The sequence below is a fragment of the Roseibium algae genome, assembly GCF_037783265.1.
GTDB classification, from domain to species: Bacteria; Pseudomonadota; Alphaproteobacteria; order Rhizobiales; family Stappiaceae; genus Roseibium; species Roseibium algae.
Map to the genome: position 1 here is coordinate 121,882 of NZ_JBAKIA010000010.1, position 15,023 is coordinate 136,904.

Below are 15,023 nucleotides of genomic sequence, written 5' to 3' on the forward strand. Positions count from 1 at the left end.
AGATCAGGACACCCCGCCAGTGCTTCGTTCGTTGATGCGGTCTGCAATCCTGTCGATCAGTGCAGACAGATTGTCAATAATGACCCGCATCCACTTTGGCATTGGCATATGCTCGTCGCGCAGGATCGCCCAGAAGGCCAGTATGATTCCGATGAGCGGCACAGCAAAAAGTAGCGCCAGCAGGTGTATGTTGCCGCCGGTGATGGCAGTGATGCCAAATCCGGTTGTGCGCAGCCCGATGCAGCCAACTATTGCGCCCAGAACTGCGACCGAGCGGTTTTGGCGGGTTGTCCGGGCGCGTCCGAGAAAGGCAAAGACAATCAAGGCAAAAGCGATGCAGTAGAGTGGTTGGCTGAAGCGTTCAAACAGTTCCGTTTTTAGCTTGTCAGGATTAGCCACCGCATATTTGTCATTTGCGCTTGGCGCCAGCAAGTTCTCAGTTGACCGCTCGCTTGCCTTGAAGACCGGGGCTGAAGCCTCGGGAATGAGGCTGGAAAGGTCAAAGGCATAGGACTGAAAGCGGACGATTGAAATATCACCATCGGCTCGTGGGCGTCGTTGAATGGTCCCATTTTGCATAACAAGCAAGGTGCGGTTCGCAGCTTCGATGATCTGGCCCGTTTCAGCCTGATAGGTGAAAGTAATGTCTTTGTCCCGCGTGTCATGCATCAACAGGCCATCAAGAATGCCATTTCCTGATCGATTCCTGATGTGGAACGTCAGGCCATCCTCCACTGAGATAAAGCGTCCAGGTTTTACGATGTTGGCGATCAAATCGGCGCGCACCCGGGAGATTTCTTCCCGCAATTCTGCAAGCCCCAAAGGCGCAAAATACAGTGACATGGATGCGCTCAATGCAAATACGAAAGCCGCGAACAGCATCACGGGCTTCAGAACGAGAAAGCGTGAACCGCCTGTCGCATTGATGACAATCAGTTCGCTGTCACTGGACAGTGCATTGAGCACCAGGATCAACGCGATCATGAGGGCGAAAGGGGCGACAATAACAATCAGGAACGGCATCGCCAGCATGGTGATGCTGATAAATTGCACGATTGTCTGGCCTTTGGAGGTCACCAGGTCGAGCTGCCGAAGTGCCTGCGTTGCCCATACAACGCCAGTCATCGCCGCCAGTGTCATGGCGAAGGCGACGAACGCACGTTTGATTATGTATCGCTCGATAGTTTTCATAACGCTGATATTCTGGGCCAAGTCCAAATGTATGCAATCTTGTATCGACTCTTGATCTCTAAAGCCAATAATACGATTTGTGGTGAATATCGCATCAACAAGCATGGTAAAGATTGATTAATTTTACAGGTGCTTGCCGTTGGGAGTGAGAAACACCATGATCAGGCAAGACGCCGCACAGCCCGTGCGGGAAAACATGGCCGATGATATCGGCGAAAAGAGATCAGGACTGAAAATGAGCAAACTGACCAAGGTATCTTTCGTAAAGTCGGGAGCCCCAAGTGGTGGTGTGGCTATATTGCTCGCAGGCGAAGACCTGTCATTCGGCCCAGCGGCCACAGATCTCTTGGCTGGTCTCGCTGGTGGTTTTGATCGAGCAGCTTCAGTTGCCGGTTTCAAGGGCTCGAAATCAACCACACTTGATCTCATCGCTCCTGCAGGCATTGGCCTGGATCGCATTATCGTCTTCGGTCTCGGCAAGGTTGATGAGCTGGAAGAAGATGATTGGATGAAGCTCGGTGGTTCGATCCAGGGTATTCTGAAGAGCTTTAAAATTGAAAAAGCGACAGTTGTTTATGACCTGCCTGGCGTCGTGGCAGGCTCTTCTGAGGCGGCGGCAACGATTGGTATGGGGGCGAAGCTGCGCTCTTATAGTTTCGACACCTATAAGACCAAAAAATCCGAAGATGGTGCGCCGCTTGCGCATAAGCTTGAGATCGCAGTTTCTGATCCCAAGGCAACCAAAAAGGTCTGGGCTGGGCTTGAAGGCGTTGCCGATGGCGTATGTTTGGCGCGGGATCTTGTGAACTTGCCGCCCAATGATTTGGGGCCGGTGGAATTTGCCAAGGCAGCAAGCGATCTGGAAAAGCTTGGTGTTGAGGTGGAAATCCTCACCGAAAAAGAAATGAAGAAGCTCAAGATGGGCGCGCTCTTGGCGGTTTCTCAAGGCTCTGTTCGTCCACCAAGACTTGCGGTCATGCGCTGGAATGGCGGCAAAAAGGGCGATGCGCCGTTGGCATTTGTCGGCAAGGGCGTTGTCTTTGATACGGGCGGGATCTCGATCAAGCCTGCTGGTGGCATGGATGAGATGAAGGGCGACATGGGTGGAGCTGCCGCCGTTACCGGCTTGATGCATGCGCTGGCAGCCCGCAAGGCGAAGGCAAATGTCATCGGCGTTATAGGGTGCGTCGAAAACATGCCCGACGGCAATGCTTATCGTCCCGGCGATATCCTGACCGCCATGTCGGGAACGACCATCGAGGTGCTCAACACGGATGCGGAAGGGCGTCTCGTTCTCGCAGATGCCCTTTGGTATACTCAGAGCCGCTTCAAGCCAGCCTTCATGATCGATCTGGCCACGCTAACGGGCGCGGTTCTTGTTGCTCTCGGTCACCTCAATGCGGGTATGTATTCCAACAGTGATGAGCTGGCTGAAAATCTCGACACTGCGGGTAAGTCTTCCGGCGAAACTGTTTGGCGCATGCCGCTCAGCAAGGACTATGACAAGCTGATCGATACGCCCAATGCAGACGTCAAGAACACAGGCGGGCGTATGGCAGGCTCAATCACGGCAGCGCAATTCCTGCAACGCTTCACCAATGATGTGCCTTGGGCGCATCTTGATATCGCTGGAACTGGATTTGGCCCGGCCAAAAACGAGATCAACCAGAGCTGGGCAACCGGTTATGGTGTGCGGCTTCTGGATCGCCTCGTGGCTGACTTTTACGAGGACTGATTTTCCAGTCTGTCTTTCAAACAAAAACCCGCCAAATCTGGCGGGTTTTTTTATGTATTCGATTGTATTGGATAACACCTGAAAATCAGCAGGTCTTATAAGCCTGACAAGCTGTCGCTTCTTCCGTGACAACCAAACCCAGGCTGGCCGTCGCTCCAGCCATGGCAAATACAAGTGTGAAAAACACCACTACACGCGCAATCATAACATCCCCCAAGACGTCAGTTTTAGATGAGCCCAAACCGGCGTTGTTTCGCAGTGAGACCTGCGAGAATTTCTAATCGATAGAATTAGCCAATCGATATTTGCGAAGCGTTAATGGTACGCCTTTGCTCACATGTCTATGCTGAAAAACTCGAATTCTGCATGCTTGCCTGCATGTGTTGCGCTGGGGCACCACATCCGTTAACCGTTTGGGATGGAACGGTTCAATTGTTGAGCGCCCACAGTGTGAAGGCCAGTGTGACAGCCATGAGCATCGACGTGTTGTTTTACCATCTGATGCATCAGCCGTTGGAGGCTGCTTTGCCGAAGTTGCTGCTTAAATGTCTGGAGCGTGACTGGCGGGTGGTTGTTCAGACCGGGTCTGATGAACGCCGCAGGTCTCTGGATTCTCATCTGTGGACTTTTCAGGATGACAGCTTCTTGCCGCACGGCATCAAGGAAGATGGCTACACGGATGCCCAGCCGATTTATTTGACGGCGGAGGGCGATAATCCCAACAACGCGAAAGTAAGGTTCCTGGTGGACAAGGCCGTGCCGCCGTCGCTCGCGGACTATCAACGTGCTGTCTATATGTTTGACGGCAATGATCCGGAAGAACTCGCTGATGCCCGGATCCGCTGGAAAGAAGCCAAGGCCGAGGGCTTTGAGGCCACGTACTGGCAGCAGACTGAAAGCGGTGGCTGGGAACGAAAGGCCTAATACGCAGATCATGAGCGACGGAAACAAACTCCATTCTGATGCCTTTCTTGCCCGCCGGGATGCCGCGCGGGCGCGGATTGACGTATTGACCGGTGCCAAGGGCGGCGATGCTGAAGACCGACAGTCCTGGTTTCGAACAGTTTACCAAGAGGCAGGCGGTGATCCGGCAGCTGTCGCTTGGGCCGATCTTGCGCCAAAGCAAGTTTTGATCGACTGGCTCCAGGATAATCCGGCACATCATCACAGTTCTGAGCCGGGCGACAAACCAACTGCGGTCGATGTCGCCTGCGGTCTGGGTGACAATGCGGAAGCGCTGAGCCATGCCGGTTATGTCACAACAGCTTTTGATTTTGTGCCTGAGGCCATAGACTGGGCAAAACAGCGGTTTCCAGAAAGTGCAGTCGATTATATCGCGAGCGATTTATTCGCTCTGCCTCCGGAGTGGGTTGGAGCTTTTGATCTGGTTCACGAGTGCTACACGGTGCAAGCTATGGCCAGCCCGCTGCGCGATGCGGCCATTCCTGCTTTGGCCAGTCTTGTTGCGCCCGGCGGAACGCTGCTGTTCATCAACCGAAGCCGGGAAGAAGGCACGGAGGCCGACGGTCCGCCCTGGCCGGTGATGCCATCCGAGTGGCGCGCATTCGAGAAGTACGGATTGGAACTGGTGGATCATCGCTTCTACGATCTGATGCGTCCGGGGCGGGTGATCCCGCATGTTATCGCGGTGTTTAAGCGTCACGAAGGTGCCATGTGATCGCGGCATTCAAGCGTCACGAAGGTGCCATGTGATTGCGTGTTTAAGCTTCACCAGGGTGTTGCGGAAGCCCGAACACAGACGTTACAGACAAGGCTTTATTGGAAGGAATATCCATTGACCAAATTGAAGGTTTCATCGGCCGAATTGGTACAACAGGCCAAAGCCCGGATACGGGAAATCGAGACCACCGATGCCATTGCAATGATGGAGGACCCAAAGGTGGTGATTGTGGATCTGCGCGATGTGCGTGAGCGTCAGCGCTCAGGCTTCATTCCGGGCAGTCTCCATTGTCCGCGCGGTATGGCCGAGTTCTGGGTTGATCCGGAGAGTCCGTATTTCAAGGAAGCCTTCGGTGACGACAAAACCTTCATCTTTCATTGTGCGTCCGGCTGGCGTTCAGCGCTGACCGTCGCAACGCTCAACGACATGGGCTTTGCCTGTGCCCACCTGAAAGACGGCTTCAACGACTGGGCGGCCAAGGATGGTCCGGTTGAGGTGCCAGAGAAAGCTTAACTGCAAAAGCCTGAATGTTGTAAATCCGATTGCAAAAACACTCAGGCAGATAAGGTGGCAACGAGATGACTGATGTTCCCGTTCTGCGCACAGGCAGTTTTTTACTCCGCCCCATGACCTATGACGATTGGCCTGCCTATGCGGAGCTGATGGCATCAGATCGGGCACAGTTTATGGGAGGGCCATACAAGGCCAGTGGTGCCTGGGCGCTGTTTTGTCATGACGTCGCGCAATGGGCACTGTTCGGCCATGGTGCGTTGATGATTGAGGAGCAGGCAACGGGTGCCTGTCTCGGTCAAGTCGGGATCAACCACGGGCCTTTGTTTCCAGAGAAAGAACTTGGCTGGCTCGTGTATCCAGGTGCCGAGGGCAGGGGTGTTGCATTTGAGGCCGCCGAATCTTTTCGGGACTGGGCTTTCAGCAGTTTGAAGCTCACCACGCTTGTCAGCTATATTGATCCCGGCAACACACGCTCCATTGCTCTTGCCGAGCGATTGGGGGCTACGCTGGATAGCGCAGCCCCGCGCAATGATCCACGGGATCTGGTCTATCGACATGTGCCCCAAATGGCTTCGTGAACTCTGGGAAAAAGCCGATAATCATACACTTTTGTACCCAGGTTTTGCGTTACTTTGGTGCAAAATCTGCCTTTAAACGGGTCACATCCGCTTCCGAAATGTTGCTTGGTTCGCTCAACGCAACCCAAGCATCAATATAGTGGGAAGCGGCAAATAGATGACCGTATCCGGCAGGAACATCTGCAGCTGCCAGCATGTCTATGCCCAATTGCAGCATAGTGACAATTGGATACCAGCGGACCAGATCTGATACGTCCGGAGCCCGTTTTTCAATCATCCAGTCAGATGGGCGGACAGCAAGGGAAGTCTCGAAAAAGGTGATTGGGTCACTGGGATATTGAAGATAGACGATCCGTGGATCCGTCCAAACCTTGCCCGGCTCTATCAAGGCGTTTTCCTGAGTGGTGAAACGCACGGTCTTGCCGTCGCCGATTTTCGGCAGCCAAACAAGAGATCCTGGGGTCCGGCTGTGGGTCAGTTGTTTCCACAGGACGTTGCCATAGGTTGGTCCCGACCAGAGCGCACCACTCGCCGGATCATCCATCCAGTCAATGAGTGAAAGCGCCTGCTCGGAGCCATAAGAGCCGAGGCTCAGCCCGAACAGGTATAGCTTTGGCCGTGTCGCTTCTGGTAGTTTGGACCAATAGCCTTGAACGGCCCTCACCAAAGCCCTCGCGGAATCTGGCGCAACATCAGGCTCGACGAAGAGAGCAAGTGGGCTCATGAGATAAGAATACTGCATGCTGACGATAGCAATATCGCCGCGAAAAAGAACTTCCAGCGGGTCAACAGCAGCCTCATCGACCCAGCCTGTACCTGTCGGCGTCGCGATAACCACGGCAGAGCGCTCAAAGGCTTTGGTACGGATCATTTCATCGAGAACCAGCTGGGCGCGGGCCTCAATTGTTTCTGCAGAGTTCAGGCCTGCGTAAATACGAATGGGATCGAGAACCTCATAGTCGTCCGCCTGAGCGTCGCTATAAAACTCTGAGATCGCAATGGCATCCCAGCCGCCGGCAGCAAAGGATCGGCCCCGTGCGCCCATAGTCTCCCATCCGATCAGGGAGGCTGGGCTTCCCGAGCGCAGCGGGTTGGTTGGGGCCGAGATCGCAGGATCTATCAGCGCATCGACTTCCGCCAGCGCGCTGTCAACGGTGTTCAGTCCCCAACGCAGCAGCACGCCATTGCTGACATACCAGCTGAAGGTGGCCACAACAACGATGCTGAGGGCGATAGCGACACGTGGCGGAACGAAGCGTGCCAGAGGACTGTCCAGACGTCGGATGAAAAACAAAAAGATCCGTCCAAGCAGCAGAAGTACCATAAACACGGCTGCAGATACGGCCAGAACAAGCACTTCATGGCCAGAGCCGAGCGGCTCCATGCCCATAAGGGCTCGAATGCTGTCCTGGCCTGGACGATGGATCATCAGGCCCCAGATCAGAGCGGCTATGCCCATTAGGGTTAGTGCGCTTCGGACCAGCCCCCTGCCGATTTTCGAGTGGGTGACGGGCAATTGCATATAGTGCCAAAGGCCGATCAGGACGACGGCAATTAAATAACCGATCGTCATGGCAAGGCCACCGAGAACACCGAACAGAACGGCTGACTTCGGGATCATGGATGGGGTCAGGGACGCAGCGAAGAACAAGAGGCCCAGGGCCACTCCCAAAGCAGAGAGTTTCAATCGCGAGACATAGCTCAGCATAAAGAATGTTCCTTCATCTGGCAGCCGCTTGGGCGTTTGGCTTTGAGCGCGTGGAGCGGGGGCGGGTAGCCGAATTTAATGACAGCTTGACCTAGGGCCAACCCGCATAATTCTGTCGGTAACCATGCAAAAAGATGATTAAAATTAGACTCAAAATGAGCTTTAGAAGTGACAATTAATGCAGTTAGATCTCATGACATGAGACGATGTTCTATTTTTTCTATACTCTCCCTATTTAAAAAATAAGGAACATACATGCCTGAAACAAGTGGAATCCATCATCTTGGTCTATCTGTTCATGACCTTGAGCAAACGACTGCGTTCTTCGTGCGCGGACTTGGGTGGGAAGAAGTCGGAAAGGATCTGGAGTATCCGCGCACTGCTGTATCTGACGGGATCTGTCGGTTGACGCTCTGGCAGGTGGACCGACAAGGGCCGATGACGCCGTTTGATCGCCGGGCCAATGTTGGTTTGCACCACCTGGCGCTTGGCATATCCAGCGAAGAAAAGCTTCAGCACGTTGCTGTGAAAGTTGCTGCCTGGCCTGGTGTGAAGATCGAATTCATGCCCGAACTCCTGTCCGGCGGACCGCGTAAGCACATGATGTTCGTCGAACCGGGCGGGCTGCGCATCGAGTTGATCTGGCCTGTGACGTAGGACGGTTTTGGCTATACAGACTGGCTCACGTGTATTTCGAACAATGAGTTGACTTATAAAATGGGATCCTCCGGCGTTAAAAATGCCTAGGAAAAACTTAAAGGGGAGAGCCCTGCTTAGGGCTCAGGCCCATACAGTTGTAAGCCCAGGTCGATCTGGGGCGGAGCGACTATGGCGTTCAATTTTATGGAGCTGACCTCCGTGCTCCAACACTAAATCCGGCTTTTACATCTGCGGTTGGCCAAGCCCATGCGTTTATTTACGTGTTGGCGTTATCTGCCGTTTTGTTCGCGCCATGCCTTGAAGGTGACCTGGTGTTCGTCGTTTGTGCAAGGGTAGAGGCCGATGATGCTTTCGCCGTCTTTGACCCGCTCCACGACGAAATCCTCGTAAGCACTCATTTCAACCGCTTCCGTTGCAATCTCATCAGCCAGATGGGCAGGTATGACGATGACACAATCGTCGTCGCCGACGATGATGTCGCCTGGAAAGACAGGTGCATCGCCGCAGCCGATCGGGCCGTTGAGCTCAATCGCTTCATTGGTTGTCAGGTTGGTTGGGCTTGATGGGCGCGTGTGGTAGGCTGGAATGTCCAGATCTCCGATGGTTGCCGCATCTCGAAACCCGCCATCAGTCACGATGCCAGCACCGCCGCGCATCATCAGGCGTGTGATCAGAATATCGCCTGCTGACGCCGCCGTTGCGCTCTTGCGGCTGTCCATGACCAGCACATGGCCTTTCGGGCAGGTTTCAATGGCAACACGCTGGGGATGTTCCGGGTTGCGGAACTCGGCAAGCTGGTTGCGGTCTTCCCGCGCTGGCATGTAGCGCAACGTAAAGGCTGGCCCGACCATGTTGCGGCCCTTGCGGCCAATGGGATGCACGCCTTGAATGACCTGACCGCGCAAGCCGCGCTTGTATAGTGCCGTGGCGAGGGTTGCGACCGATACATCCATCAGTTTCTGCCGGGTATCTTCGTTCATCACTTGGCTCTTTCTTACTCTGTATCGTCAGACTTAAATCAGGTTGCTACGGCGCAGGAAGTCACGCAGCTTTGTTTGCTGAGGCTCGGTCAAAGGCCAGGCTGAGGGCGCGCGGGTTGGGCCGCAGTCTATTCCAAGTTCCTGCAGTGCGGCTTTCACACCGGTGACATTGGTTCCGTTCATTTCCTCGGCGCGGATGTCCTCAAACGCCTGCATCTCTGCAATCAGTGCATTTGCCTTCTTGTAATCAGAGGCTTCAAGCGCTGTATGGATCGCCAGGGATCGTTCTGGCCAGACATTGATCAGCCCGGATGTGAAACCACGCGCGCCAACTGCATAAAATGCCGGGGCCCAGACTTCTGCCAGCCCGCCAACCCAGACGATGGACGGGTCACAGGCAGATATCGCAGCGGCCAGCTTTTGTGGATTGGGGGTGGCCCATTTGACGCCCTTGACACCGGGTACAGCACAAAGGTCTGCAATGGCGCTTGTCCCAATGGCGTCATTGCGCAGATAAAGCATGATGGGGAGCCCGCCGGACGCACCTGAAATTGCCTTAACGTAGTCAACGGTGCCGCGCGGCGAAACAAATGGGTCTGGCGGCTGGTGGATCATCAGGGCGGTAGCTCCAGCCTCGGCAGACACTTTGGCCAGTTTGCAGGCATCGCGAAGTCCGCGGCCGATACCGGCTAGCACCGGTGCGCGGCCATCGACCATGGCAGTGACTTCCCGGGCCATGGTACAGGCTTCATCGGTGGTCAGCGCATAGAATTCGCCGGTGTTGCCATTGACGACTGGCATGTGAAGGCCAGCGGCCAGGGCCTTGTCGATAACAGGTGTCAGCTTTTGTGGTGCGATGTCACCATCGGGACCATAGGGGGTCACCAGAATGCCGGATATCCCGGTAAGGGCTGTGTCTAGATCGTGAGGCATGAAGAGGTCTTTTCAAGTGAGTGTCAGTATGGGGATCAATAAATGTCGGGTTCACCAGCGGCAGAGCCAAAACCGGCTTCAAGATAGTCAAAGTCGCAGCCCTTGTCGGCCTGGGTCACGTGACGGGCAAACATCCAGCCGTAGCCTCTGTCAAACTTGGGGGCAGGGGCTGTCCATTCCGCTTTTCTCCGCTGTAGTTCGTCGTCATCGACGAGCATATCGAGGCTACGGTTTGGCAGATCGAGACGTATTGTGTCGCCGGTACGCAAAAGCACCAGTGGTCCGCCGATAAAGGCTTCCGGGCAGACGTGAAGCACGCAGGCGCCATAGGAGGTGCCCGACATTCGGGCATCAGAAATGCGCAACATGTCGCGATGTCCTTGCTTGATCAGCGCCTTCGGGATGGGCAACATGCCCCATTCGGGAAACCCCGGACCGCCCAGCGGCCCTGCATTGCGCAAGACAAGTACGTGATCTGGCGTGACATCCAGATGCTCATCGTCGATGGCAGCCTTCATCTCCGGGTAGCTGTCGAAGACCAGTGCCGGTCCTTCGTGCATATGGTATTTCGGATCGCAAGCCGCCGGTTTTATAACCGCTCCATCCGGGCATAGATTGCCACGCAGAACCGCAAGTGAGCCTTCCTGATAGACCGGGTTGGACAAGGGGCGGATGACATCATCATTATAGACTTTGGCACCCTCTAGCCCTTCGGCCATGGATTTGCCCGTGACGGTGACGCAGCTGGTGTCGAGGCGCTCTGCCAACTGTTTCATCAGGGCACGCAACCCGCCAGCGTAGTAGAAATCCTCCATCAGGTAATCTTTTCCAGATGGGCGGATGTTCGCAATGAGGGGTGTTGTTCGCCCAAGCGAATCCAGATCGTCGAGGGAAAGGTCAACGCCAGCACGACGTGCAATGGCGATCAGATGAACAACGGCATTTGTAGAACACCCTGTTGCCATGGCCACGGTTGCTGCATTCTGGACGGCGGCATCTGTGATGATCTTGTTTGGGGTCAGATCTTCCCACACCATGTCGACGATCCGGCGACCACATTCGGACGACATGCGCTGATGGCCTGAATCGGCTGCAGGCACTGAAGATGCGCCGGGGAGGGTCAAGCCCAGTGCGTCGGTGATGGCTGTCATGGTTGAGGCGGTACCCATGGTCATGCAGGTTCCGACAGACCGGGCGATTCCGCCCTGAATGCCGAGCCATTCCTCATCCGTGATTGCGCCGGCACGCCGCTCATCCCAATATTTCCATGCATCTGAGCCCGACCCCAGAACCTTGCCGGCATAGTGCCCTCGCAGCATGGGGCCTGCGGGCAGGAAGATCATGGGAACACCAGCGGTGATCGCGCCCATCACGAGGCCGGGCGTTGTCTTGTCGCACCCACCCATAAGAACCACGCCGTCGAGCGGGTGGGAGCGGATCATCTCTTCCACTTCCATGGCGAGCATGTTGCGATAGAGCATGGAAGTCGGTTTGGTAAAGCTCTCGTCCACCGACAAGGACGGCATTTCGACGCCAAAGCCACCGGCCTGGGCAATGCCGCGTTTGACGTCTTTGACGCGTTCTGGGAAATGGCCGTGACAGGCATTCAACTCTGACCAGGTGTTCATGACCCCGATCATTGGTCGTTCCAGGAATTCTTCCTCTGCGTAGCCGAGCTGCATCATGCGAGAGCGATGGCCGAAACTGCGCAGGTCATCAGGTGCAAACCATCGGGAACTTCTGAGCTGCTCAGGTTTCAATCTTGTGTTGTTGTCCATACACGCGGTCCTGAAATTTGTTATCTAGCTTTGATGTATGCGTATACAATATGAAACGTCAATACGATAAATTCTGAAATTGTTTACTGATTAATATAACTTGACACTGTTTTGTGTTGGTGTAGGAGTTTTATGGAAGCGCATACATAAAGCGCTTGGGCGAGAGGAGTGCGCCCGTATTTTGGAAGATTCACAGCCGCGGGTGCGGCTACCGGGAGGACGCTATGAAATTGACACGCAGAACAATCCTTGCAGCAGCTGGAGCTGCAGTGCTTGTTGCTCAGCCGATGATGGCATTCGCGCAGGAGTTACCGGGCAATGTGCGGCTGGTGATCGGCTCCAAGTCGACTGGTGGTGACACCTATCAGAACTCGGCAATTGTGGCTGAGGCGCTTGGCGAACATCTGGGCATCAACATCAAGGTGGATGCGGTTGGTGCAACAGAAGCCTTTAAGGCGCTGAAGCGTGACAAGCGCGGTTCGACCCTGATGATCTTTCACGATCAGTCTTATCTGGGCAATCTCTATGGTCGCCGCGGTTATGACGATCCGTTTGCCAATTACACTTTTGGACCGACTGTGGCGATCAATCCCGGCAATGCCTATTTGGTGCCAGCCGATTCTCCTTATCAATCCATGGAAGACATTCTTGATGCTGCCAAGGCTGGTACGCGTGTGCGTGTCGCCATTCAGCCGGGCGGCGTGTCTGAAATCGGCTTTTCAGCCATGAAGAATGCGGCGCGTGTTCGCGCACCGGGTTCTGAAGAAAATCTGGTTGCTGTGAACACGGGATCGCAGTCCGACAAGAACCAGGCGATGTGGGATGATCTGGCCGACGTGATCAACGGCTCTATACAGGCCAATGAGCAATTCACCCAACTTCCGGCGGATGATGCGAAGGCGATGCGGTTTGTCTGGGTTACTGCTCGCGCCGAAACACTTCAGCAAGCTCCTGCCAAGGGCATGGGCAACACCACCCTTGATCAGCTGCTGAAGTATGCGTCTCCGGCAACAAGCGTCACACTGGACGGAGAAAAGGACTTCACTTTCGATAAAGAGTTCTTCTTCCTCTACAACCCGGATATGGATCCTGCGATTGCTAAGCAGATCGATACCGCGTTGACCGAGGTCTTTTCCAAGGGTGAGATTCAGGAGCGCCAGAAAGGTGCCTTTTTTATCCCGAATTTCCTGCCATCTGATGAGGCGCTGTCTCATCTGGGAGCAAAACGCGACACCTATCGGAACGTGATTGCTGAGATCTCTGGTAATTAATTGCCAGCTTGCGGCCCGGCAAATCAAGCCGGGCTGCCTACATCCTATCAGGGGAGGGATATTTGGGCTCGCTCACGCAGGTGACCATCAATTTCGAGACGTCACATCTTCTATTTCCGTCATTGATAGCGGCCGTCCTCGGACTGCTGGGCCTTGCCATTTTGATCAGGGACCGGCGTCGCATTGCGGGGAGTGTCCGTTACTGGGGAGATGTTCTGAGCCGCATGGACAAGATGCGATTTCTTGGCACGATCACTCTGACGCTGATCTACTTTTCCCTCATGGTGCCGGTCGGAAATATTTGGCCAAATACCGGCATGGGCTTTCTGATCTGTTCCGTGCCTTTCGTCTTCCTGGTCGGGCTTTTGCTCATGCATGACCGTGCCCCGCGCAGCCTGATCCCCATGGTTTTGACGGCCTTGATCGGCCCCACCTTCGTCTGGTGGCTGTTTACCTATCCACTCTTTCTCACGTTGCCTTAGGGGCGGGATCCATAATGATTGAGCTGATCAATCCGGTTTTTCTTTCGCTTGTCGTTGGTGGAACCTGTGTCGGAATTATTTTTGGTGCGATTCCAGGCATGACAGCGACCATGGCAGTCGCAATATGCCTGCCAATCACCTATTCGCTTGGCTTGGAAAACGGCCTTGCTCTTCTTCTCGGCCTTTATGTTGGCGGTATTTCCGGTGGTCTGGTGCCGGCCATCCTTTTGGGGATCCCTGGGACACCGAGTTCCATCACCACGACCTTTGACGGCTATCCCATGTCCTTGAAGGGCGAGGGGGAGAAGGCGCTTCGCATTGGCATCTGCTCGTCCCTGGTTGGCGGGTTGATCAGTCTCTTGATCCTGTATCTTTTCGCACCAACCCTGGCCGATTTCGCCATCAAATTCTCCTATGTGGAGAAATTTCTGATCATCTTCTTTGCGCTGACGGTCATGGCGGCTCTGTCGTCGGACATGCTGATCGGCATATTCTCCGGGGTTCTCGGCATTTTTGTCGCGTTGATCGGAACCTATGATATCTCGAAGGGCGGCAACGGCGAGCTTCGACTTGTTCCCGAGAGCGCAGAATACTGGCTCGACAGCGGCTTTTCGCTGTTGCCGGTGCTGATCGGCTTGTTCGGGCTTGCAGCCATTCTGGAGCAGGCGGAAATCGGGGTGCCAGAGGGGCATGGTTCAAGCGGCATCACAGTCGGGGCCAAGTCGCGCTTTTCCTTTTCAGTTTTCAAAGGCCAGATCATCAATCTGGTTCGCTCCTCCGGCATTGGCACCTTCATTGGCATTCTACCGGGGGTGGGTGGATCAGCCGCCTCCATTTTGGCTTATTCGAATGCCAAGACGTTTTCCAAACACCCGGAGCGTTTCGGCAAGGGCGAGCCTGCGGGGATCATTGCCTCTGAATCTGGCAACAACGGGCTGACTGGCGGTGCGCTGGTACCTCTTTTGTCATTGGGAATACCTGGCGATTCCACCACAGCGCTGCTGATCGGGGCCTTCACGCTTCAGGGCGTTCAGGTCGGGCCGCTGTTCATCGGTAACAATCCGGATACCTGGAACGCCATGATTTTCGCCATGTTGATCGCGAATCTGGCCATGTTTGTCATAATGTATGTGGCTATCCGCTATTTCGCCATGGTGGTGACGATCCCAAAACATATTCTCTTTCCAGTCATTTTGATGATGTGTGTGATCGGTGCCTATACGATCAATTACGGCATCATGTTCGATGTATGGACACTTTTGATCTTTGGCATATTCGGTTGGCTAGCGACCAAAATTCGTTTGGAAGTGGCCCCCTTCATCATTGGTTTTATTCTGGGACCATCAGCGGAAGTCTATTTCGTCAAGAGCCTTGAATCCTTCGGCGATGTGACAATCTTCTTTACCAAGAGCTGGATTGCCATGCTGCTTTGGGGCCTCATCATAGCTTCAATTGCTGGATCAGTTATCATGTCGAAGCGCAACAAAAATGTGTAAACGATGAAATCATAGCG

At 54.6% G+C, this 15,023-nt stretch carries 14 protein-coding genes; 9 read left to right on the forward strand and 5 right to left on the reverse strand.

Annotation, left to right across the window (positions count from 1 at the left end):
- Positions 1 to 3: 3 nt before the first annotated feature.
- Positions 4 to 1,191, reverse strand: coding sequence for an LPS export ABC transporter permease LptF (gene lptF, locus V6575_RS14720; RefSeq protein WP_340275366.1), 1,188 nt, complete (start codon positions 1,189 to 1,191; stop codon positions 4 to 6).
- Positions 1,192 to 1,426: 235 nt separating this feature from the next.
- Here lptF and V6575_RS14725 point away from each other — a divergent pair, with 235 nt between their 5' ends.
- From V6575_RS14725 to V6575_RS14745, 5 genes are all read left to right on the forward strand, one after another.
- Positions 1,427 to 2,926: a leucyl aminopeptidase gene (locus tag V6575_RS14725; protein WP_340275470.1), complete on the forward strand. Its 1,500-nt coding sequence runs from the start codon at positions 1,427 to 1,429 to the stop codon at positions 2,924 to 2,926.
- Positions 2,927 to 3,397: 471 nt separating this feature from the next.
- Positions 3,398 to 3,850 (forward strand): DNA polymerase III subunit chi, encoded by a 453-nt coding sequence (locus tag V6575_RS14730; RefSeq protein ID WP_340275472.1) that lies wholly within the window; start codon positions 3,398 to 3,400, stop codon positions 3,848 to 3,850.
- A 10-nt stretch (positions 3,851 to 3,860) separates the two neighbouring features.
- Positions 3,861 to 4,604 carry a class I SAM-dependent methyltransferase gene (locus tag V6575_RS14735; RefSeq protein ID WP_340275368.1) on the forward strand — a complete coding sequence of 248 codons (744 nt, stop codon included), beginning with the start codon at positions 3,861 to 3,863 and terminating at the stop codon, positions 4,602 to 4,604.
- A 117-nt stretch (positions 4,605 to 4,721) separates the two neighbouring features.
- Positions 4,722 to 5,120, forward strand: coding sequence for a rhodanese-like domain-containing protein (locus V6575_RS14740; protein WP_340275369.1), 399 nt, complete (start codon positions 4,722 to 4,724; stop codon positions 5,118 to 5,120).
- Positions 5,121 to 5,185: 65 nt separating this feature from the next.
- Positions 5,186 to 5,698 carry a GNAT family N-acetyltransferase gene (locus tag V6575_RS14745; protein ID WP_340275370.1) on the forward strand — a complete coding sequence of 171 codons (513 nt, stop codon included), beginning with the start codon at positions 5,186 to 5,188 and terminating at the stop codon, positions 5,696 to 5,698.
- 49 nt (positions 5,699 to 5,747) lie between these two features.
- Here the strand turns inward: V6575_RS14745 and V6575_RS14750 are convergent, their stop codons facing one another.
- Positions 5,748 to 7,406, reverse strand: a complete 1,659-nt coding sequence (locus V6575_RS14750) for an alpha/beta hydrolase (RefSeq protein ID WP_340275371.1) — start codon at positions 7,404 to 7,406, stop codon at positions 5,748 to 5,750.
- Between the two features lie 255 nt (positions 7,407 to 7,661).
- Between V6575_RS14750 and V6575_RS14755 the strand changes: the two genes are divergently transcribed.
- The gene (locus tag V6575_RS14755; RefSeq protein WP_340275373.1) at positions 7,662 to 8,063 is read left to right on the forward strand and encodes a VOC family protein; all 402 of its coding nucleotides are present in this window, start codon (positions 7,662 to 7,664) and stop codon (positions 8,061 to 8,063) included.
- A 272-nt stretch (positions 8,064 to 8,335) separates the two neighbouring features.
- Here the strand turns inward: V6575_RS14755 and V6575_RS14760 are convergent, their stop codons facing one another.
- From V6575_RS14760 to araD, 3 genes are read right to left on the reverse strand one after another with little or no spacing between them, the layout of a single operon-like run.
- On the reverse strand, positions 8,336 to 9,046 hold the full coding sequence (locus V6575_RS14760; protein ID WP_340275375.1) for a ribonuclease activity regulator RraA: 711 nt from the start codon (positions 9,044 to 9,046) through the stop codon (positions 8,336 to 8,338).
- A gap of 33 nt (positions 9,047 to 9,079) precedes the next feature.
- Positions 9,080 to 9,979 (reverse strand): dihydrodipicolinate synthase family protein, encoded by a 900-nt coding sequence (locus V6575_RS14765; RefSeq protein WP_340275376.1) that lies wholly within the window; start codon positions 9,977 to 9,979, stop codon positions 9,080 to 9,082.
- Positions 9,980 to 10,014: 35 nt separating this feature from the next.
- Positions 10,015 to 11,757: an L-arabinonate dehydratase gene (gene araD, locus V6575_RS14770; protein WP_422785580.1), complete on the reverse strand. Its 1,743-nt coding sequence runs from the start codon at positions 11,755 to 11,757 to the stop codon at positions 10,015 to 10,017.
- 224 nt (positions 11,758 to 11,981) lie between these two features.
- Here araD and V6575_RS14775 point away from each other — a divergent pair, with 224 nt between their 5' ends.
- The 3 genes from V6575_RS14775 (at position 11,982) to V6575_RS14785 (ending at position 15,006) form a co-directional block, all read left to right on the forward strand.
- The gene (locus V6575_RS14775; protein WP_340275377.1) at positions 11,982 to 13,028 is read left to right on the forward strand and encodes an ABC transporter substrate-binding protein; all 1,047 of its coding nucleotides are present in this window, start codon (positions 11,982 to 11,984) and stop codon (positions 13,026 to 13,028) included.
- Between the two features lie 62 nt (positions 13,029 to 13,090).
- Positions 13,091 to 13,510, forward strand: coding sequence for a tripartite tricarboxylate transporter TctB family protein (locus tag V6575_RS14780; protein ID WP_340275379.1), 420 nt, complete (start codon positions 13,091 to 13,093; stop codon positions 13,508 to 13,510).
- A gap of 14 nt (positions 13,511 to 13,524) precedes the next feature.
- On the forward strand, positions 13,525 to 15,006 hold the full coding sequence (locus V6575_RS14785) for a tripartite tricarboxylate transporter permease (RefSeq protein ID WP_340275380.1): 1,482 nt from the start codon (positions 13,525 to 13,527) through the stop codon (positions 15,004 to 15,006).
- Positions 15,007 to 15,023 lie beyond the last annotated feature (17 nt).